6 protein-coding genes are annotated in these 21777 nt (G+C 58.2%); all 6 read right to left on the bottom strand.

The window, feature by feature from the left end:
- Positions 1-13: 13 nt before the first annotated feature.
- From MRBLMC3_RS07795 to MRBLMC3_RS07820, 6 genes are read right to left on the bottom strand one after another with little or no spacing between them, the layout of a single operon-like run.
- The gene (locus tag MRBLMC3_RS07795; protein ID WP_363827336.1) at positions 14-16714 is read right to left on the bottom strand and encodes a cadherin domain-containing protein; all 16701 of its coding nucleotides are present in this window, start codon (positions 16712-16714) and stop codon (positions 14-16) included.
- A 1-nt stretch (position 16715) separates the two neighbouring features.
- A complete protein-coding gene (locus MRBLMC3_RS07800) occupies positions 16716-17435 on the bottom strand; it encodes a hypothetical protein (protein WP_363827337.1) in 720 nt (239 codons plus the stop codon).
- A gap of 1 nt (position 17436) precedes the next feature.
- Positions 17437-17808 carry an SEL1-like repeat protein gene (locus MRBLMC3_RS07805; protein WP_363827338.1) on the bottom strand — a complete coding sequence of 124 codons (372 nt, stop codon included), beginning with the start codon at positions 17806-17808 and terminating at the stop codon, positions 17437-17439.
- A 5-nt stretch (positions 17809-17813) separates the two neighbouring features.
- Positions 17814-17999 carry a hypothetical protein gene (locus MRBLMC3_RS07810; protein ID WP_363827340.1) on the bottom strand — a complete coding sequence of 62 codons (186 nt, stop codon included), beginning with the start codon at positions 17997-17999 and terminating at the stop codon, positions 17814-17816.
- Positions 17996-19453: an HlyD family type I secretion periplasmic adaptor subunit gene (locus MRBLMC3_RS07815; RefSeq protein ID WP_363827343.1), complete on the bottom strand. Its 1458-nt coding sequence runs from the start codon at positions 19451-19453 to the stop codon at positions 17996-17998. Before MRBLMC3_RS07815 ends, MRBLMC3_RS07810 begins: the two co-directional genes overlap by 4 nt.
- Complete coding sequence (locus tag MRBLMC3_RS07820; protein WP_363827345.1) at positions 19450-21633, bottom strand: type I secretion system permease/ATPase; 2184 nt, start codon at positions 21631-21633, stop codon at positions 19450-19452. The genes MRBLMC3_RS07815 and MRBLMC3_RS07820 overlap by 4 nt, the downstream gene beginning before the upstream one ends.
- Positions 21634-21777: the final 144 nt, after the last annotated feature.

The following is a 21777-nucleotide window of genomic DNA, read 5'->3' on the forward strand; positions in this document are numbered from 1 at the left end:
GACAATCCTATAATCAGGCCGCGAAATAATCATAGAGCGCTTCGGTCTTGGCATAACGGGTGTTCAGTTCACCCTCTCCGCTTTCCGCCCCGAACGCCGCCATCTGTTGCGTCATCCGTGCCAATATGGTCTCCCACCCGCTCGCCGGCTCGTTTGCCGCCTCACCGGGCTTATAGGCGAGCGCTACATCGCCTACGGTCCCCACCGAGCCGTTCGCACGCGTGAAAGTAGAGGTGGCCAGCACGACATTCGATCCGATCTTCACATTCTGCTCGACCGCACGCGATGACAGGCTGATCGAGGTGATACCATGATCGGCCAGGGACTTGAGTTCCCCGCTATCGGTTGCGCCATCACCATCGCCATCCACCCAGACCTTCAGCTCGCCAAAGCGGGTGTCGTTTGCGTCGATCTTGCCGTCCTTATTGGAATCGAGTGCTCCAAGCGCATCAAGATCACTCTTGGCATTGCTCTTCTCGGTGAGGAAGCTGAGTTCCGAAGCGCTGGTAATGCTACCGTCCCCGTCGCGATCAATGACGAGGAAACCATCGCCCTTCCCGACCCAGCCGGTGTTGTCCGCAATCCCGTCTCCATTCATGTCAAAGGCGGCCTTTGCCTTCTTGATCGAGCGCATCTCGACGCCGTCGCCATCCAGATCGAGGATGATCGGCGAAAGCATGCCGATGTCCTTGTTGGAGAAAGACAGGATGGTGGCTGGATCAATCAAGCCCGAGCGCCCGTCCAGAACGGCGGTGTCACTCCGCCGACGAACAAACATCTGACCGCCGGTTGTCGAGATCATATAGCGCTTGGATTTACGCTCATATTCCTGCCGCTCGACGTCAATCGCTGGTACAATCGGAGCATCTGAAGTGGCAGGCGTTTCGGTCCCCGTCCATGCCGAATAAGCCTCACGCGCGCTGCCATCGCCGCGTACATAAGCGAGTCCGGCATCGAGAGCTGTACCAGTGGTGCCATTAGTACGGCTGAAGCTCGCTTTGCCATAAATGATGTTACCACCGTCGTTGGCGTTTTCCGGCGCGACTGACAAAAGGCCGATGGCGCTGATCCCGGCTTCAGCGAGACTCTTAACTTCACCCGCATCCGAGATGCTGTTGCTGTTGGTGTCGAACCATAGCTTGAACTCAGCAAAGCGCGCATCGAGCGCGTCAAGCACGCCATCCCCGTTGCTATCAAAAGCCTTCAGACCCTCGAGATCGGTCTTGGCGCCTTCCAGATCACCGACAAAGGAGATTTCGGCAATGTCGGAGATCTTGCCGTCACCATTGCGATCCAACGCCAGGAAAGCATCACCCGCTTCGATCCAGCCTGTGCGTTCGGTCGCGCCGTCGCCGTCCATATCAAAGCGAACTGTGCTTGAGGTTACCGAGATCAGGCCAGCACCGTCACCGTCATAGTCAAGGATGACCGGGGCGGCGATCCCGATGTCGGAGGGATCGAACGACAGGAAAACGTCACCGACGGCTCCGCTGGTACCATCATCACGCAAAAATTCCGAGGTCGCATAAATCACGTTATCGGCCCCTCCCGGAACCTCGCCTGTCAAGTTGAGCGTCAGGTTCACCTGTGCGATCCCCAGCGCCGAAAGCGAGAACAGCTCCCCAGTCTGGCTGACGCCATCCTGGTTGACGTCCCGCCATATCTGGAATTCGGCGAAACGTTCATCGCCACCATCAAGGAAGCCGTTGGCATTGCTGTCATAGGCTCGCAGCCCTTCAAGGTCCGAGACAGCGCCTTCGGCATCCTCCACAAAGGAGATTTCCTTGATATCGTCGATTGTACCATTGGCGTTACGATCCAGCGCCAGGAAACCATCGTCACCGCTGAGCCAGCCAGTACGATCCGCTATTCCATCCAAGTCCATATCGAAGGTTGTCGTAGAGATATCGGCGGCCACAAGTTCGAGGCCATCGCCATCGAGATCCAGCATGACGGGAGGCGTTGTCTGTCCACGGCGAATGAAAGTAATCTTCATCGGAATATAAGTTGTCCGATCGCCGTTTACGATGTTGAGCGTGAAGGTTGCGTCAACGCTTGAAGTTCGCCTGACGCCTCCGATCTTCAGGCCGCCCTCCCATTCGCCGTCCCAATCCTGTCCGGGAACCCAGAAACTGATGCGTCCAGAAGAATCAATGTTGATATTCGGCATAGCCGTCGCGTTGATCTCACCACTTCCACCCGAAACAACATTATATTCTCTATAGCTCAGGTTTGAGATGGAATAGGTAACCCCCTGACGTTCGGGATCAGTGACGATCGGCGTGATATACCGGGTCACGGCCGAAGAATTCGCCATGATCCAATATTCGGTATCGGTTCTCTTGATCCACGTTCCTTTGGAACTGCCGGTCAGGTAGGACGCATAGGAAACGTCTTCATTCACGTCAGCGACATTGAGCGTCAGGGTTGCTGAGGCTATCTGGCCCGAACTGTTATCAATCGCCTGAACGCCCAGATTGAATGTTGCTCGGGACGTGTCTCGGCCGGTATAGACCTGATATTCGTAATAGCCGCCATATTCGTCCCAATAGCCTTGGGTCTGGTAAACTTCGACGAGAGACTCATAATCTGTTCCTCCCGTCATCCAGATCGCACCGGTCGCTGCATCGATACTCCAAGGACCCCAATTCTGCGAACCATTGGAGAATCGGTAGCTGATATTGGCGCCACCTTCCGCGTCGGACAGCATCAACGATTTGGCATTGAGAAGCTCGCCAGAGGTCGCCGTGACACCTGTCCATGGCCCCAAAGCCGTGTTGGATTCATTGACATTGAAGGAGCGATTGGCCAGCGTGTGCTGCTCATTAACGTCAGAAATGAACACCTGCATGAGTGTTGGGCTAGACCAAGCGCTGCCATCGAAGGCCTTGAGCGACACGTCGGCGACACGGGCATCAAGACGTCCATCGCCATTCCAGTCGTAGATATTATAACCGTTCGCCCGGAACCATTCGAAATCAAAATTAAGGCCTGGTTGGAAGCGAACCGTATTGCCATCGATATAGAACCAGCCCTGCGACGTACTTCCGTCTGCAAAACGCAAGGACGGCGTCCCGCCATCAGGATCGCTTAATCCGAACGAACCGGTCACGACATAAGCGTTTGCTGGATTGGAACCGAGACCTGTTTCGTCGAAGAACGACCATTTTGTCGCTCCATTGTCTGGCGCATTAGGGGTTTCATTCACATTGGCGATTTCGATCCAGAAATTGGCCGCCGCTTCGGTATAGCCCGGATTGCCCTGATTATCGCGTGCCCGAATGACATAGTTCCGTCCAGGATCCGGCGCCTCGCGGTTGAGTGGAGCATTTGTCCTGATGATACCAGTCACATTGTCGATCACATAGCGCCCGTCCCAGGACTGGTTGGAATAGTTGGTGCCGTCCCAGAACCAATAACGCTGCTGGCCAAAGGCCACCCCCGATCCATCCGGATCGCTCGCCGCGACCGTGCCGACAGTGGTCCCCACCCCGACATTCTCACTCACATACATGGTGAAACCAGCGAGGCTGTTGGCTTCGTTCACATTGTTAATGCCGATTGTGACAGTCGTGGAAGTCTGGTTGTAACCGGCATTGCCCTGATTGTCCCGGGCAAGCACGGTATAGTTGACCAGGGCGTTGCCGGCTTCGTAATTCAAGGCGCTATTAGTCTTGATCAAGCCGGTCACGGCATCGATCACATAGCGCCCGTCGAACGAAGTGTTGCTGGCCACAGAGCCATTCCAGAAATAATAGCGCTGCTGACCAAAGGCCACACCAGAACTGTCGACATCAGTTGCAGTCACCGTACCAACGAGCGTACCGACGCCGACATTCTCGTTGACCGCCATGGTATAGCCGGCCGGCAAGCTGTTCGCCTCGTTAAGGTTGTTGATGCCGACCGTCACCGTCGTCGAACTCTGGGTGTAACCGGCAGCTCCCTGGTTGTCGCGCGCGATTACTGTGTAGGCGACGCTGGTGTTGCCCGCCTCATAGTTGAGCGCGGCGTTGGTCTTGATTTGTCCGGTGACCGCATCGATCGTATAGCGACCATCCGAGGACGTTCCGCTCGCCGCCGAACCGTTCCAGAAATAATAACGCTGCTGACCAAAGGCCACACCGGAACCGTCGGGGTCGCTGGCCGCCACCGTGCCCACAAGCGTGCCAATGGCGACATTCTCATTGACCGCCATGCCATAGCTGGCTGGCAGGCTGTTCGCCTCGTTCAGGTCGACGACGCCGATGGTGACGGTGCTGGACGTCTGGTTATATCCCGCCGCACCGGCATTATCTCGCGCGATAACCGTATAGGCTACGTTGGTGTTACCCGCCTCATAGTTGAGCGCAGCGTTGGTGGTGATCTGCCCGGTCGTCGCATTGATGGCATAGCGCCCATCCGACGACGTGCTGCTCGTTGCCGAGCCGTTCCAGAAATAATAACGCTGCTGACCAAAGGCGATGGCAGAGCTATCAGGATCGCTGGCCGTGACCGTGCCGACAAGAGTGCCAACCGCCATATTTTCGTTGACCGCCATGCCATAGCTGCCTGGCAAGCTGTTAGCTTCATTGATGTTATTGACGGCAACGGTAAGGGCCTGATCCTTGGTCTGGCCGAAGCTGTCGGTTACGCGAACGGTAATCGCATGCGACGTCGCAGCCTCGTAATTGAGGAGCGACCCATTGGCTACACTCAGCACGCCCGCCGAGCTTAATGCAAAGCGTCCCCCAGCATTGTCGATGAGCGTGTAGGCGAGGACATCGCCCGCGTCAGGATCGACGCCGGTGATCGTACCCACCATGGTATTGTTTGCCGCATTCTCGTTGATCGAGCCCGACAGGTTCGCGCCGGTTGGCGGCGCATTGATGACGACCGTCGTCGTCTTCACGGCCGAGATCGCGGTCTGCCCAGCCTCGGTCGCACGCGCCGTGACGGAGAGCGAGAGATCCTGACTCCAGCCTGCCGGTGCATTGACCTTGAGGCCGCTTGTCTGGGCGGATGTCAGCTTCCAGATCCCCGCAGCACTGTCATAGGTTCCAGCGCTCAGCGTCACTCCCGACGGTACGCCGGAAATCCAGATTTCCTGGGTTTCGGAGCCGTCCGTGTCTGGGAATGTGACATCGAGCGTCAACGGGATGCCCCCGGCCTGCCCAGACGTACCCGAGCCGCCAGTAAAGGCCGCGACCACCGGCGTATCCGCGATAGCGTTGACGGTGACGGTAAATTCCTGGGTCTCCGTGACGCCGCCCGCATCAGTCGCCTGAACGCGAATGGTTGCCGTCCCGCTGGCGTTGGAAACCGGCGTGATCGTGAAACTGCGCTGATCGCTGGAATCGGGCGCGCCGAACACCAGCCCCGCATTAGCGATCACAGACGAACCCGATATGACTGTGGCCGACATCTGGATATTCGCATTGGGCGTAATATCATCGGTCGCTGTGACGGTGAGATTGATCGTCCCGTCCTCATTGACCGTCCGGTTACCGATGGCAGACATGACCGGCTTGGCGTTCGTTCCCCAATAGGTCGCCCATTGCGCCTTGTAGGTAAGGTCGGCCATCAAGATGTCACGCTGCGCGGTCGTGGTCGGCTTGGTCTTGGTCGCCATCAACTGGACCAGGCCCTCGACGTTGATCTGCGTGCTGTAGCGCTCACCCGCGATGATGAAGTCGATCTTGTAGTTGGACCGGCTGCTGGGATCGGAGATCAGATACCAGTCCTTGATGAGAACGCTGGAGGTCGTGCCGATCACGCTGATCCGCATGTCGTTGCCGACCTGTTCGAACCAGAGATCCTCGTCGTTGATGGAGCCAGCGGTGTCCTGGAAGCCCAACACGTCGACATCGTCGCCCGAAGGGTCGTAATTATAGATGGTGTCGGCCTCGGACGAGCGCGTCACGATATAAGTGTCGTTGTCCACGCCCCCGTTCAGCAGGTCGTTGCCAGCGCCGCCATCGAGATAGTCGTCCCCGCTTTCTGCATAGAGCTGGTCATTGCCAGCCCCGCCGAGCAACGTGTCGTTACCGGTTCCACCATAGATGATGTCGTCACCATCATCGCCCAGCAAGGTATCGGCGCCATCGTCGCCATAGAGCGTGTCGTTGCCGCTCCCACCCTGGAGATTGTCGTCGCCAGAACGACCGCGCAGAATGTCATTGCCGCCGAGACCCTCGATCCGGTTGACGGACCCATCGCCACTCAGCGTATCAGCAATTCCGGTGCCCCGAAGATTTTCGACACTGGAATAGCTGTCACCCGCCGCTGCGCCAGTGTTTGATGCCGGAGTTACCAGATCGGCCGTCACGCCCATCGTGTCGGCAACACCGGATCGAAGCTGACTATAGTCCGCCCAGTCCGAACCGGCGCCGCCAATCAGCTGGTCGGAACCAAGACCACCAAACAGAACATCGTCACCATCGTCACCGTTAAGAATGTCATCTCCGTCCTCGCCAAAGAGCGTGTCGAACGTTCCCACGTCATTGGCACCGCCATAGATGCTGTCATTGCCAGCACCCGCCCTGATTGTGTCAGCGCCATCACCACCATAAACGGTGTCGTGGCCGTTGTTGCCGATCAGCAGGTCATCGCCAGACCCGCCGTCAATGAGATCGTCGCCATCGCCCCCATCGATGGTATCGTTGCCGCCAAAGCCGTAGAGAAGGTCGCGATTCTGCTGACCGATGAGCGAATTGGCATTGGCGTCGCCCTCCAACACATCATCCTGGTTGTCCACGGCCAACGTGATTGTCCGTTGGATTGAGTGCGGAGCCGCACTGAGGTCGGTGGCGGTCATGGTGAACGCGATGCTGCTGCCCGCCTCATAGTCGAGCGCCGCGCCCTGCTTCAGCCGCAGGACATTGCCCACGACCTCGAACCGGCTATCGGACACGGAATAGCTGTAACTGGCGTCGGCAAAGCCCGCGATATCCGGATCGGTAACACTGAGCGTCCCAATGGTAGTAGCAGGAAGCATCGTGCCATTGGCAACCCGGTCGCGTTCGGCCACCGAGGCGAGGCTCGCCGACCAGTTAAGCGCGGTTGGCGCCTCGTTGACGTCCTCGACCCGAATGGCAAAATCAGTGCTGCCTGGCGATGACAGGCTGCCATCCGTGGCATCGACGGTTCCGGTCAGCAGGACCTCCATCTGCCCATCGCCATCGCTGTCTGAGGCGGTGAGGCCGCTATTGTACAGCGTCTCGAAATCAGGCTCGAACCCATCGGCAAAGTGAACCTCGTTCCCGACAACCTTGAAGCGGTTGGAGGGATTACTGACGAGGCGCAATGTGGGGGTCGGTCCGTCCACATCCGACAGGGTGAAGCGTGCGACCCAACTGTTCGCCAAGCCGCCGGACAAAGCTTCCCCGACAATGCCCCGGGCATCCGACAATATGGGCGTATCGGGCACCTCGTTCACATTGTTGACGGCGATGGTGACGGTGCTCGATGCCTGATTATATCCGGCAGCGCCCTGATTATCGCGCGCGATGACCGTGTAGGAGACGCTGGTATTCCCGGCCTCATAATCGAGAGCGGCATGGGTGCTAATGAGACCGCTCACCGCGTCGATCCTGTAGCGGCCATCGCTGGAAATGTCGCTGATCGCGCCTCCGCTCAGGAAAAAATAGCGTTGCTGCCCGAAGACATCGCCCGCGCTGTCGAGGTCGGTAGCCGCAATCGTACCGACCGGCGTGCCAATGGCGACATTCTCATCGATGGCCATGGCCTGGGTTGCAGGCAAGCTGTTGGCTTCGTTGCGGTTGGCGATGCCGATCGTGACCATACTCGCGGTCTGGTTATACCCGGCCTGCCCGGCATTATCGCGTGCAATCACCGTATAGGCGACGCTGGCATTATCCGCCTCGTAATCAAGCGCGGCATTGGTCTTGATCTGCCCGCTTAACGCATCGATCATGTAGCGACCGTCCGAGGATACCGCGCTCGCCGCCGAACCGTTCCAGAAATAATAACGCTGCTGTCCGAAGATATCCCCGGCGCCGTCAGGATCGCTCGCGGTGACCGTGCCGACCAGGGTGCCGATGGCGACATTTTCATCGACCGCCATCGCATGGGCGGCCGGAAGGCTGTTCGCCTCGTTCCAATTGCCGACCGTGACCGTAAAGTCCTTCTCCGTCCATGCGCCATGGACATCGGCAACCCGGACACGGATCGTGTGGGACATGGCAGCCTCATGGTCGAGGAGAGCCGGATTTTGGGCAATGAGTAAGCCATCGTTGGTGAGAGCAAAGCGACCACCGGCGTCATTGACGAGCGAGAAGGTCATGGCCTCGCCCTCTACCTCCGTGGCGGCGAGTTGCTTGACCGGGCTGTCCACACCGGTCGGGGATCCCGTGGCGCCTTCCATCACGGAGATGGAAGTGCCATCCGCTGTTCGGATATCGCGCGGCGCGTCGTTAACCGCCGCAATGCTGACCTTAACGGCAATTTCGGCCGACTGACCGTCCGCGTCGGTGACGATGACGGTAAAGCTGTCTGCGCCGTTGAAATCGGCATTGGGCGTGTAGACGAGGAACCCCGATAGGCCGTCCACGGTCGCAGAACCGTTGGCCGGTCCGGTGCCTAGCAGATAGCCGCTGATATTCTCGTCATGATCAACAGCGCCCGCTGCAACGGGGCCGCTGGCATTATCCTCGTTGATCGCAATCGCAATCGCGTTGCCGGTTGGCTTCGCCTTATGGCCCTCATGCCAGTAGGTCACCAATTGCGTGGCGATGGCTGCAGGCATGCTGGCCGGCGTGGACGCGCTGCTGGCCGACATGCCGCCGATCAGCGGGGTGGCGTATTTGAGGAACAGGCTGTGCGTCGCCGTGCTAATGGTACGGATGCGAGACGGATTCGTGGTGCTGAAATAATTGCTGACGGTGATCGTCGCATCGCCACCAATAACGCCGATCTTCAGGTCATCACCCTGGCGGGTTAGCCAGATATCGTCGATGCCGACGCCCTGGTCGAAGACAATGCTGTTGATCCCCGATCCGTCCGCGATGGTGTCGCTGCCCGAGCGGGCGTCGAACAGATAGACATCATCACCGGCATCGCCCTGCAGCCAGTCAGTTCCTGTTCCTCCTGCGAGCGTATCGTTACCGTCCCCGCCCACCAGGACATCCGCGCCATCGCCGCCCTGCAACTGGTCGTTGCCCCAATTGCCTTCGAGATGGTCGTCGCCGCCATCGCCAAGAATCTGGTCATTGCCGGTCCCGCCATAGACCTGGTCATTGCCTAGGCCAGCCTGGACCAGATCATTGCCATCGAGCGCATAGATGACATCGTTGCCGTCGCCGCCATCGATATTGTCGTCGTCTTTACCGCCGTTGATGAAGTCATCGCCATCACCGCCGTCAAGAACGTTCGCGCCATCGCCGCCATTGATGACATCGTTACCGCCAAGGCCGGATAGACGATTACCCCCCGCATCCCCGGTCAGCGTATCGGCAAATTGTGAGCCCGTGACATTCTCGATGCCAATCAGAAGATCACCTTCCGCATCACCCCCTGAACCGGTGCCGGTTACGAGGTTGACCTGCACGCCTGCTGCTGAACGCGCATAGCGTGCACTGTCACCCCAGCCGATTTCGGTCGCGGCCGAGTTGGTGCCGCCGTCGAGACGGTCCGCGCCCGCGCCGCCTTCGAGAATATCGTCGCCATTCCCGCCATAGAGGAGATCGTTGCCGTCATAGCCGACGAGAACGTCATTCCCGTCTCCGCCGGCGAGATTGTCGGCGAGGCTACCCCACTGTCCCAGGATCAGGTCATCGCCCGACGTCCCCGCGACCTGCGCCGAGCTTGTCGCCCACATTATCGAACTCAGTGATGCGGACAATCCATCGGCGAACTGCAACGTCTCGATGGCGCCATTAGCCGTGAACTGATCGTAGAGGATGAGCTGAGCGGTGGACGATCCATTGTACTGGATCAGAAGATCATTGCCGGTTCGCGTGAATTTGAGATCGCCGAGGCCAATGCCCTGCCCGAACTCGAGCACATCCTCGCCACCCGATACCGAGCTATCATAGGCGAAACGGGTGACCTGCTGCCCGTTCGTCCTCGAGAATCCGCCAAGCCAGCCCGCCTGAATATAGGCGGAAGGGATCGGTGCGGCGGGCGTAACGCCTGGAGCATAGACATAGCTACTGCTGTCATAGACCAACGTACCGTTCGAATCCTGGACCTGCAGCCGCCAATAACGATACCCTGAAACCGGTTCGATCGCGCCCGTGGTCGCCCAGGACTTGACTGAATATCCATCGGCGAGTTGGCCCGCGCTCGTCACGGCCTCTTCTATGGAAAATGCGGCATCCTTGATGTTGTCGGCGCCATCCCCAATGTTCCAGACATAGGTGTCATCGCCCACACCGCCTCTCAGCGTGTCGTTACCCTGGCCACCCGTCAGGACATTGTCATCTTCGTCGCCGCCAAGGATATCGGCGGCAGCGCCGCCGGTGAGGTCCTCGATGCTGTCATAGCTATCGCCCGCGCCTTCCCCGGCGTTCGACCAGCTTGCCGAAAGTACCGCGCGAACCCAGCCACTCGCCGAGACATAGGAAGCCGTATCCTGCCCCGCGCCGCCGATCAGGACGTCATTACCCTTGCCGCCATCAAGGATATCGTTACCGGCACCGCCATACAGAACGTCATCGCCCATCTCGCCTTTCAGCGTGTCGAAGCCGCTATTACCGGCGATGATGTCGTTGCCCGATCCGCCCGCGATGACATCGTCGCCCGCGCCGCCCGTGATCCAGTCCGCTCCTGATGTTCCGGCCAATGGCGTGATGTCGGTTCCATCCGCATAATCAGTGCCCGCGATCAGATTCGTAACACCTGCACGAATGTCGAGGATGCCGGTCTGATAAAAGGCCAGTTTCTCGATCTGGCCAGGCAGCGCATACCAGTCCTTGATCGTGATGCTGTCGCCAATCGAATTGGCCGTCGAAAACTCGCTATTCTCATCAGCGATATTGAAGATCAGATCGTTGGAGCCCGCTGGGCGCGACAGGACGATATCCTGGATCTTGATGCCCGGATCGAACTCGATGGTGTCGGTGCCGCTATTGGCGACAACAGCACTGCCAGCAGGCGGGTTGAAGACGGTCAGGGTTCCCGTCACATCGTCATAATCGAACCGGCCGAGCCATTGCAGGTTGGGCGCTTGAGCCGTGCCCACATTTTTGCGGAGATAGGCGCCGCCGGGGCCGGTCACCTCACCAGTCTGCTCGTCATAATGATAGCCCGCCGCTTCATTCCACTGGCCAGAAGCGCTCCAGACGACATCCCAATGCGCGGAATAATCATCGAACAGTTCATCACGGCCATCACCACGCGAATATTTGAAAATATCATCGCCCGCGCCGCCAACGACCACGTCGCCATCCCCGCGACCACCGGAGAGGATGTCGTTGTCATCGCCGCCATAAAGGTCATCGCCGCCGCCGTCGCCCGAAAGGGCATCCTTGCCCTTGCCGCCGATCAGCTGGTCAACGCCTAGGCCACCGACCAGCAGATCCTGGCCCGAATGACCGGCGACCAGGTCGTTGCCGGTTCCGCCATTGCCGATATCGTCGCCGCCAAGGAGCTGGAGCTGGTCATCGCCGTCGCCGCCATAGACGAAGTCGTTGCCGCTGGTGCCGATCAGCACATCGTTGCCACTACCACCGACGATAAAGCTGGTGATATCACCGATGCGGATTTCGCTACCGTCGGCGAATTTGAGCCATTCGATCCGCTTGAAATAATCGGCGAACCAATCCTTCACGGTCAGTTGCGTGCCGGTGAAGGTCGTGACACCACTTGCGTTGGTCTGCATCACGCGGATGATGAGATCGTCGCTGTCCGTGCTCGACCGGATCATCTGAATGTCGTTGAGGCTGATGCCTGCGCCGAAGACGATCGCATCCTCGCCACCGATTGCGGCCTTCTGGACCACGCCGGGGGCATCACCAATCCAGTTCTTCTTGATCGTTCCGGCAAGCAAGCCCGCCATGCGCTGGCTGACATAATCGCCTCCGCCTGCTTGTGCGGCGGGCGCGCCATTGGGTTCGTCTTCGGCAATATCGGCGCCGTCGCCCAACCGCACCAGATATTGGTCGTTATCCAGGCCACCCTTGAGGATATCTCCATCGCCGGCGCCGCCTGCAAGGATATCGTCGCCCGCACCAGCGGTCAGCGTATCGGCGCCTTCACCGCCCTCGAGCCAGTCGGAGCCCTCCCGGCCGCGCAACAGATCGTTGCCCGCGCCGCCGTTCAGATAATTGCCGTCGCCGCCGAGCGCGTTCTGGTCGGCCGTGCCCGCTTCGAGCACGTCGTCGCCATCGCCGCCCAGGAGCCAGTCGTCCAGGCGACCGCCATAGAGCGTATCGTTGCCAGTGCCGCCGAAGATGTTGTCGCCCAGGTCCGAGGCGTAGATTGTGTCGTTACCCGCACCGCCATCGACAGTGGCGGCGACGTCGATGGCAAGCTCGCGCCGGTCAGCGGTCGAGAAGGTAATGGATGCTACCTCGTTCGTGCTCCTGCTGCGCGAAATCGTGAAGGTCGCGGTGCCGCTGTCCTCATGGACAACCACATTGTCGAGCCATACATAGGGCTTGGAGCCGCTGGTTGCGTCGATGATCGTGCCCTTGCCCGATATCGGGGTCGCGCCATTGGCGAGTGCGCCCGCCCCTGCCGTCACCGTAGCCGTCAGGGTGAAGCTCTCATTGCCTTCGACATTGAGATATTGCGGCTTGCCGTTACCCGGCGTCACTTGTCCAGTGAGCGGGTTTGTGGTGGGGCCGACATATTCGGGGTTGAGGACATTGTCGGCGATCACCGCCGTGCGCACGAAAAGCTGGGTCGTGCCCGCCGCGAAGGTCGCACTGGTCGCATTTGTCCAGTTGATGCCGTCGATGGAAACCTGAAGGTTGCTCGTATCCGTGGCGCCATAATCGATGCCCTGGCCAGTTGCCCGACCACCCGCAAGCGCGAGGCTCACGGTCACATCGGTACCCACCGCCTTCGACAGGCTGAGGCGGAAAACGGCATAGCCATCGGCCTCCGACGCAAAGCTCCTGCCTACCATGAGGTGAGCGGCGGAGGAGGCGTCGCTGATGATCGTCGCCGTCGCGTCGCCGCCAATGGCGCTCACCCCCGTGCCGTTGGAAAGCGCCGCGAGGAAACTCTCGATCGCTGTGTCGGTATCGCCCGCGACCGCAACGGTAACCTGCTTACGCAATTCGCCGGTTGCAAAGCTGACGGTCGCGTTGGTCGCGGTGAAGTCAGCGCCCGATGCAGCAATGTCATCCTGCAATTCGCCGTTGACGGTATAACCGCTCTGATCGGCCAGTTTCTTGCCGCGCAGGTCGATGACGTCGTTCGCAGCGCCAGCTTCGATCGTCGTCTGTCCAGCGATGTCGATCGCATCGCCCAGCACATAGTCGCCGATACCGATCAGGCGGCTGATCTGGCCCGAATAGGGGTCATAGTCGAAGCCAAAATCAACGCTGACCGCGTTGGTTTGCGCCTCTTGAATCAGATAGGAGAAACCACCATACCAGTCGCTCGCATGGCGGCGGGTTAGGCCAAGTTCGACGGCACGCGCAAGGTTGATCATCGTCTCGGCGGCGAACACACTATCGGGTTCGGCCGCCACCAGCGCGTTGATCACGGTCGAGTTGGCGAGATAGCTCTCATATTGCTGCGCCGAGGCAATATTTCCAAGCAGGACGCTACTGTCGAAATCCAGAGCATTAAGCCCGCCCATCTCAAACGTATTGTAGAGTGCGCGTTTGACATAGACATCGCCGCCCGCGATCTTGAAATCTGGATCGGTGAGACCGGTATAAACGCCGTAGCCGATTAGGCGGGTTGCGGCATCCTTACCCGAGAACCTCTGCGTGATCGCGTCGCTGCTCTTGGTCGAATAGGGTTTGTAGACGAACTTCTTGCCCCGCATGCCGTAATTGCCGGACTGAACCGATGTCGGGTCCAACAACGCGCCGCCGGTCGCGGAAAGAATGCTGTTGAAAGTTTCCGAAACCGCAGACGCAACCGAGCGCGCCGCGTCCTTCGATCCGCCCTTCTTCGACCAGACATTAGCGACGACGAACCTACCTTCGTCCTCGCTCCACTGCGCATCCGCGCCTGATCGAGGGATACCACCAAATACGGAGCCAATCAGGCCTCCTACGATGAAGCCCACAAAAGCACCCACGAGTGCACCCACGGGTCCCGCAGCAATTCCTAGAGCCGAAAATGTCGAAGCAAGCGATCCGCCTCCGGTCACAAGCGCAACAGCGCCGATAGCCCCCAAAGAAGCTCCAACGGAAGATCCAATCTGTCCGCCAATCGTATCGAAGGAAACGATTTCCGATGCCAGCTTCGTACCCAAGAATGAGCCGACCGCAGTGAGCACCATTGTTGGGTTAACGTCAGAAAAAACTTTCAACTGCGAGACACCGTCCGCAGCGAACTTTCCTCCGGCAGCCAAAGAAGCCAGATTGCTGGCAATTTGCCCTATCGCCGCCCCAGCAGCCGTGTCGGCCAGTTCACCGGACAATCCGTCAAGATCAAGGACATTTATAAGTTCCGCCGTCAGGAAAGACGAAATCGCTCCGATACCCGCAGACTTCAAATTAGAAAGGAATTCGGCTCCTGTGGTGGCAAATGCGTCATTCGTGGCGTTGGTCGTCGATTGGTGCCCAATAATTCCATCGAGCACATCACCAAGGTTGTCGCCAAGCGTCTTTAACGCAGCTGACGTAACAATTCCGGCAAGCTGGTTGCCACCTGCCAATCGGTAACCCAGTTGCTGGCCTAATACTGAACCAAAATCGGAAAATTCTATACCTATGGGATTGTTATTAAGTTTTATATCTGTGGAAACTGGTTTTCCGTTTTCATAAGTCGTAACTACATTCACACGACCCGTTTTCCCGGGTGTCATTGGCGATCCGCTAATAATTATGTCGCTTTCGGCAAATCCATCCACGATTTCCGTTTTTTGGATTTTCCCATCAGCCCCATAAGTGATTTTTGCCGAGCGGTATTTATCATCCCGGACTTCCCATTTTCCATTTCGACCATAGGCCAAAAACCCTTTAGGCAATGCCAAACCAGTGTTTGGATCAAGCATGCTGATTTCAGACGGCTGCCAATTGGAACGAATGACGATCTGCGATCCATTCTCTTCCAAGCCTCCGGCAAGATCCACCCGAGTGGTCTGATGAATCGCGAGTCCGTCCTTCTCATCAGGATGTGCACTGTTTGCGAGCGGCTGTGAGGCCGCTTCCATCCGATCAATCTGCTCGCGCGCGAGCAGACGCAATTCGTTCTGGTTAGCAAGAGCCGTCGCAACTCGATCCTGCTCGGCCAGCGTCACGTCAATCAATCCAGTGACAGCACCCGACGAATCCACGATAACTTTCTTTATGGCTCCCGCTACGAACTGCCCCTGACCGTTCACAATACCGGACTGCATATAGGTGACAACGGCCTCACCCTCTTTGACACTGATCGGTATGCCAATTGTGCGTGTTCCGTCCTGGTCAATCGCTATCAGCGGAATAGACGACAGCGCGACGCGTCGGCTCGCGTAAAACTGAGCGAAAAGTTGCTTCTCGCTAATGTCCGTTGTTTTGCCTTCGACATAGTAGGACGAGTTCTGCTGATTATAGTAGCGCAGTCCGTCCGGACCGAAATTCGCCCCCAGGCGTTCCTGAATAGCATCCGGCCCCCAAACGCCATCGACCATTTTATACGTATAGCTCGACTGGCCACTTGGCCCTGCCGCGATATCGACAAAATCCAGTAAGAAGACGGGTGCACCACCAAGGGCAGCGCTCTCGAGAATTCCTTTAAAAACGCCGTCCCAACCACCAAGCTGATTATCGTTTTTGACCCAAGCTATGGCACCATTCGGATCATAAACGCCATTTGCGGCTTCACGGATCGTTTCACGGCCATATTGGTCGACAGAATAATAATAACGACCGTCATCGCTGCGCACTGGCGGCCGGCTGTTAGCAGGCAAATCCAAATAGTCATCTATTGCGGCCTGCGAAATCTTAAAAGAGATCGGTTCGCGACCAAGGTATTGAGCAAGCGGACTAAGAAAAGTTGTCGCGACACCGAGGCCTCCGCCGTTCCCCCACGGCGCAACGTAGGTTACTTGGCCATAGCTGCCGAGACGTAATTGTGCCTGTTGCTCGGAGGTGACAGGAAGCGCTTTCCAGACCGAAGATTCGTTGGGGATAGTGCGATAATCGATGCCAAGAGCGGTGCCAGGGAAGGACTCAAGCATACCCTTGGATGCCCAAACGAGACCGTCCACTGCATTAATATTCTGCGCGGTAATCTCGGAGAATCGTTCATTGTTAGCAACGGCCTCAAAAAAATTAATGACCGCCTTGTCGATTTGCCAACTGAAAACATCCAACGGTACATTGTATAATGTAGGGTTATTCACCATAGCGGCGTAATTACCGATCAACGCGGCGCGACCATTAAATCCAGAATAAGTCGTAATCTCAGCCTGCTCTTCGAGTTGATGAGCTGCATTAAGGAGATTTATGTTATTGGTTCGTTGATATTCATCGCGCAGGACGCTCGCGATTTCTAAATAAGCATTGGCGCGCTTGTCAGTTAGGTTAAAACCTGGGCCAAGATAGTCTTGGGCGCGTCCAACAGCTGCCCTAAGTTGTTCTCCAAAGCTCGTGCCATCGGCCATCTCAGTTCCCCCAACCGCTTACAATAATTTTGCCGCCAAGAAAGTGCTCGACCTGCTGTCGGATTATTTCCCAGTCCGCCAACCGCTCATGACGAAAGATGATCTCAGTCATTACCGCAGCATTGGCCTGCGGATTGATGCCCCCGCCACGTTCGCCCACGACGGTTAATGTACACAGCGAAGGATAGGCATTCCCGCTCGGCCGACAGTCAATCATCGTTCGATGAAAAAAATCATTATCGAACAAGAATTCCTTGGGCGGTGCGCCTGGATATTCGATGGTAGTGAAATAATTCAGTCCATATCGGCGCGTTTCGATTTCTTCGCCCCAACGCTCACCTTTGTCCGTACGACGGAGATGGACATAATCTTTTACGCTCCTATCGACGCCTTGATAGGCGACCACCGAGAGCGCCACTACGACAACCGAGGGGCGCTCAATAGGGGTTAGCCCTGTTGCCCTACCATCCTTAAGGTCGACTGCGAACGACACGCCATTGAGCGGAGGCTTCCAGGTCTCACCCTTTTGGTGCAGATACGCTGATGGTAACGTCAGCTTGAAACGAATATCTTGCTTGAAATATTTATTCCGCTCAGTCGGAACGACTAGCGTCTCTGAATCGGCGGGTGCGAGCGCTGGAGGGCGGGCAATTGGGATAATTCCCATGGTTACGGCCGCTCCAGCCGTAAGCGCAGCAATGGCGGACACCAGCGCAAACATCTTAGCGCGCCTCATGGATCATACCTCGCAAGCGGCGCTTTGCCTCGTCAAGCCCATGCACGACGGGTCGATCGACCGGCAAAACCCTGGCGGGAGAACCACCTCCTGGCGAGGGAGAATAGATCCACATAGTTCCGCCGCTATCACTTGCCGCCATGGTATAGAGTTTCCTCGCCCGCTCCAGATCAACTGGCAGTCCTTGCCCTTCTTCATATCGAATTCCCAGTTCAAGCTGCGCCTGCCTGTTACCTCCACTCGCCCGTTGCGCGAGATCCCGAAGCCCAGGTGCCGCCACGCCTGGCTTAAGCGAAATCCCCATATATTCGTGCGACGCGCAGGCGCTCAGCGCCAGGATTGCTAATGCCGCTGGCATGAGACTCAATAGCTGTCGTCGCACAGGTAAACCCCGACTTCATCTGTTGTTCTGGCGACCCGTCGGATGGCGGACTCTGCCGGCATGCTCTGGACGATGTGCTGCAAAAGCTTTTCGACGCGGTCAACAAAATTGTTACGGTAAAATAACGATTTGCCTTTCTCAGAGGGAATTCGTGGAGCCTGCTTCATCTCTCCCTCCCCGCTTCATCCATGGCCTGCACGATAGGTGAGAGGAGATATTGGATGATCCTGCGCTCTCCAGTCTTGATCTCCGCTTGAACGGCAAGTCCGGGCCCGATGGGCTGATCCATACCCGCCACCTTGATGGTGCGTTGGTGCAAGCGAATGCGTGCGGCATAGACGAGTCCTGGCTGGACTGGCCTGTTCTTCTCGTCCCGTAGTGCCGTCTGCTGGTTCTGCTCGATCGCATCGCGGCTGATCGTCTCGACCACACCTTCGATCAAGCCATAGTCTGTAAATGGATAGGCCTCGAGCTTGACCCGCACCTTCTGGCCCTCGCGCACAAAGCCGATATCCTTGTTAAGGATCATCGCCTCAACTTCGACATCGCTGCCGTCCGGTACAATCACCATGATCGGCTGAGCGGGCTGAACGACGCCGCCGATGGTAGTGACCGCCAGCTGCTGTACCGTGCCACTGACCGGCGCGCGCAGTTCCTGGAATGCTCGACGACGCTCTGATTTGTGCAGTTCCTGGACCGCCAAAGCCGACTTGTCCGTAGCTTCGGAGAGTTCGGTCACCGCACCCTTGGCAAAGCCTTCGCGCAATTTGGAGATTTCCGCATCCAGCGCGCCCATCGCGGCGCGCGCCTTGACTGCGGCCGCCTGCTGAACCGCGATGTTCTGGATATGCTCGAGGCGCAGCTGCTCATATTCCAGTGCCTTGAGCTTGGAGTAATAGCCTCGCTCCGCCAGTTCATTCCGCGCGGCGAGTTGACGTTCCACCAGCGGAAGGGTCATTTTCAGCTTGGCGATTTCCGCCTCGGCCGAAGACAGTTCGGCGGCCTGCTGCGCGCGTTGTTCACTGAGGCTGGCGCGCTGCGCCTCATATTCCGCTATGGCAGCGCGAACAAACTGGGCTTGAGTGGCGGATACGCCCTCGGGCGTGCCAGCCGGCGGGATGAAACGCCCCGGTCTGCCGGCAAGATAGGTCAGTAATGCGTCATTGCGGGCTCGGATCACATTGGCAAAGAGAAGTTGCTGCCCCGCTTGTGCTTCATCGGCTCCGGCTAGGGTCGGATCGAGTTCCACGAGCAACTGCCCTTTGGTGACATGCTGACCGTTGCGCACATGGATGGCACGAACCGAACCGATCTCAATAGGTTGGATAATCTTCACATTGGCGGAAGGAATGACCTTGCCGCTGGCGACCGCAACGACATCAACCTTGCCGATCGCGGACCAGATAAGGGCAATGGTGAAGAGACCGCAAAGCAGCAACAGAAGCATGCGCAGCCCTGGGCTGGGCGGTTTCTCCATGATCTCCAATGCGGCAGGCAGGAATTCATGATCGCTGATCGGACGCTTGGCCTTGTCAGCCTCGTTTTGCATCGTCCAGCTGATCTTGAGCACCCGCCAATGATGGTTGAGCGTTGGGAAGGTTGCTGCAGCCCAGGCCTTCATGCCACCTGCCCCATCTGCTTGGTGTAGAGTTGCGCATAACGCCCACCTGACTTGAGCAGGCTCTCATGATTGCCCACCTCGGTGATCGCTCCTCCCTCGACTGTAACGATGCGATGGCATTGGCGGACCGCAGACAGGCGGTGGGCTATGATGATGACGGTGCGCCCCTGCGCGATGCGGCGCAGGTTGGTCTGGATGATGTCCTCGCTCTCGGCATCGAGCGCGCTGGTCGCTTCATCAAGGATCAGGATTCGGGGATTGCCGATCAGCGCCCGCGCAATCGCCATGCGCTGCCGCTGGCCGCCGGAGAGGTTGCCTCCGCGCTCGTCGATGATCGTGTCATAGCCGTGCGGCAGCTCCAGAATGAAGTCATGCGCGCCCGCGAGGTTCGCCGCCGCCATCACCCGTTCCATCGGCATGGTGGGATCGGCAAGTGCGATATTCTCACGCACCGAGCGGTTGAACAAGATGTTCTCCTGGAGGACCACACCGATCTGCCGCCGAAGCCAGGCGGGATCGACCAGAGCCAGATCCGTGCCGTCAACCAACACCCTGCCCTGCTCAGGCACATAAAGGCGCTGGACCAGCTTGGTGAGCGTCGATTTGCCCGAACCCGATGGCCCGACGATGCCCAGCATCTCGCCCGCCTCGACCGTGAGGCTGACGCCGCGCAGTGCTTCAGGCGCATCGGGGCGATAGCGGAAACGGACCTTGTCGAACTCGACCTTGCCCCGGATCGGCGGCAGGCTGGCGCGGTTGGGATTATGCTCAGGCTCGGCGGGAGTATTGAGCACATCTCCCAAGCGATCGACGGAAATGCGGACCTGCTGGAAATCCTGCCAGAGCTGTGAGAGCCGTAGGATCGGCTGCGCGACGCGCCCGGAGAGCATGTTGAAGGCAACCAGCGATCCGACGCTCAGATCACCCGCGATCACCGCCTTTGCCCCGAAATAGAGAATGGCGACCGTCGTCAGCTTGGAAACGACCTGGATGAGATGGCTGCCCCAATTGGCGAGCGTCGCCACGGCGAAACCGGTGTTGGTGTAGCCGGCAAACTGCTTTTCCCATTTGGCGCGCATTTGCGGTTCGACCGCCATCGCCTTCAAGGTGCCGATGCCCGTGACGCTTTCGACCAGGAACGCCTGGTTTTCCGCCCCGCGCTTGAATTTCTCATCCAGTTGAACGCGCAATGCAGGGGTTAGGACAATCGAGATCGCCGCATAGACGGGGATCGACAGGGCTACGATCAGCGTCAGCATCGGGCTGTAGAGATACATGACTATGAAGAAGACGATGGTGAAGAAGAGATCGATCACCACCGTGACGGCATTGGAGGTCAGGAATTCGCGGATGCGTTCCAGTTCCCGCACGCGCGCCACGCTGTCGCCGACCCGCCGTGCCTCGAAATAGGAAAGCGGGAGGTTCAGGAGATGGCGGAACATGCGCGCCGACAGCTCGCTGTCCACTCTGTTGGTGGTATGGGCAAAGAGCCAGTTACGAAGGGCTGAGAGCAGCGTCTCGAACAGAAGAACGGTCGCAAGACCGATCGCCAGCACATCGAGCGTAGTCATTGACTGATGCACCAGCACCTTGTCGATCACGAGCTGGAAGAAGATCGGGGAAACCAACCCCATCAATTGCAGGAAGAAGGAGCCGATCAGCACATCGCGCAAGGCGCTGCGATATTTGACTAGCGCGGGAATGAACCAGCTGATGTCGAACGGGCGCGACGTCCCTGCCATCTGCTCGCGCGTGGTCATCAACAACAGGCGTCCGGCAAAACGCCCATCCATTTCACCGCTGGTCCACACCTCCGGCTTGTCGCCATCACCGCGCTGGACCAGGAGACGGAGAGCCTCCTCCTGCTGATCAACCTTCAGCAGAATGACGACTTGTCCGTCGCGCAGTTCGGCGAGTGCGGGCAAAGGCAGCTTCGCCAGATCGGCAAGCGAAGCGGAGCGGATCTTTGCAACGATTTTCAGCCGTTTTGAAATCCGCGCCAGATCCTCCAGCACATAGCCGTTCGCAGGCTCGCCATGATCGTGCGCGATCTGCGCAGGATCAGCGGGAACCCCGAGAAATTTCGCTAAAAGGACAAAGGAGGAAAGGACAGAATCCGAGAAGGAAGATGTTTTGGAACTTCCGTCGAATCCGCCACCCTCAACGGCAGCGGACGTCATTCAGGCTGGGTGGTTTCAGCCCGGGCACCGCCCACAACAAGACCCTCTGGAAAATTGATAGACCGAAACAAACGACATCCCCCGCAAAATCACCCAACGTGCGAAGGACACGACCCCTCATATTTATTCCCCCGCATCTCCTTG

It is taken from the genome of Sphingobium sp. LMC3-1-1.1 (assembly GCF_040676285.1).
Taxonomy (GTDB): Bacteria; Pseudomonadota; Alphaproteobacteria; order Sphingomonadales; family Sphingomonadaceae; genus Sphingobium.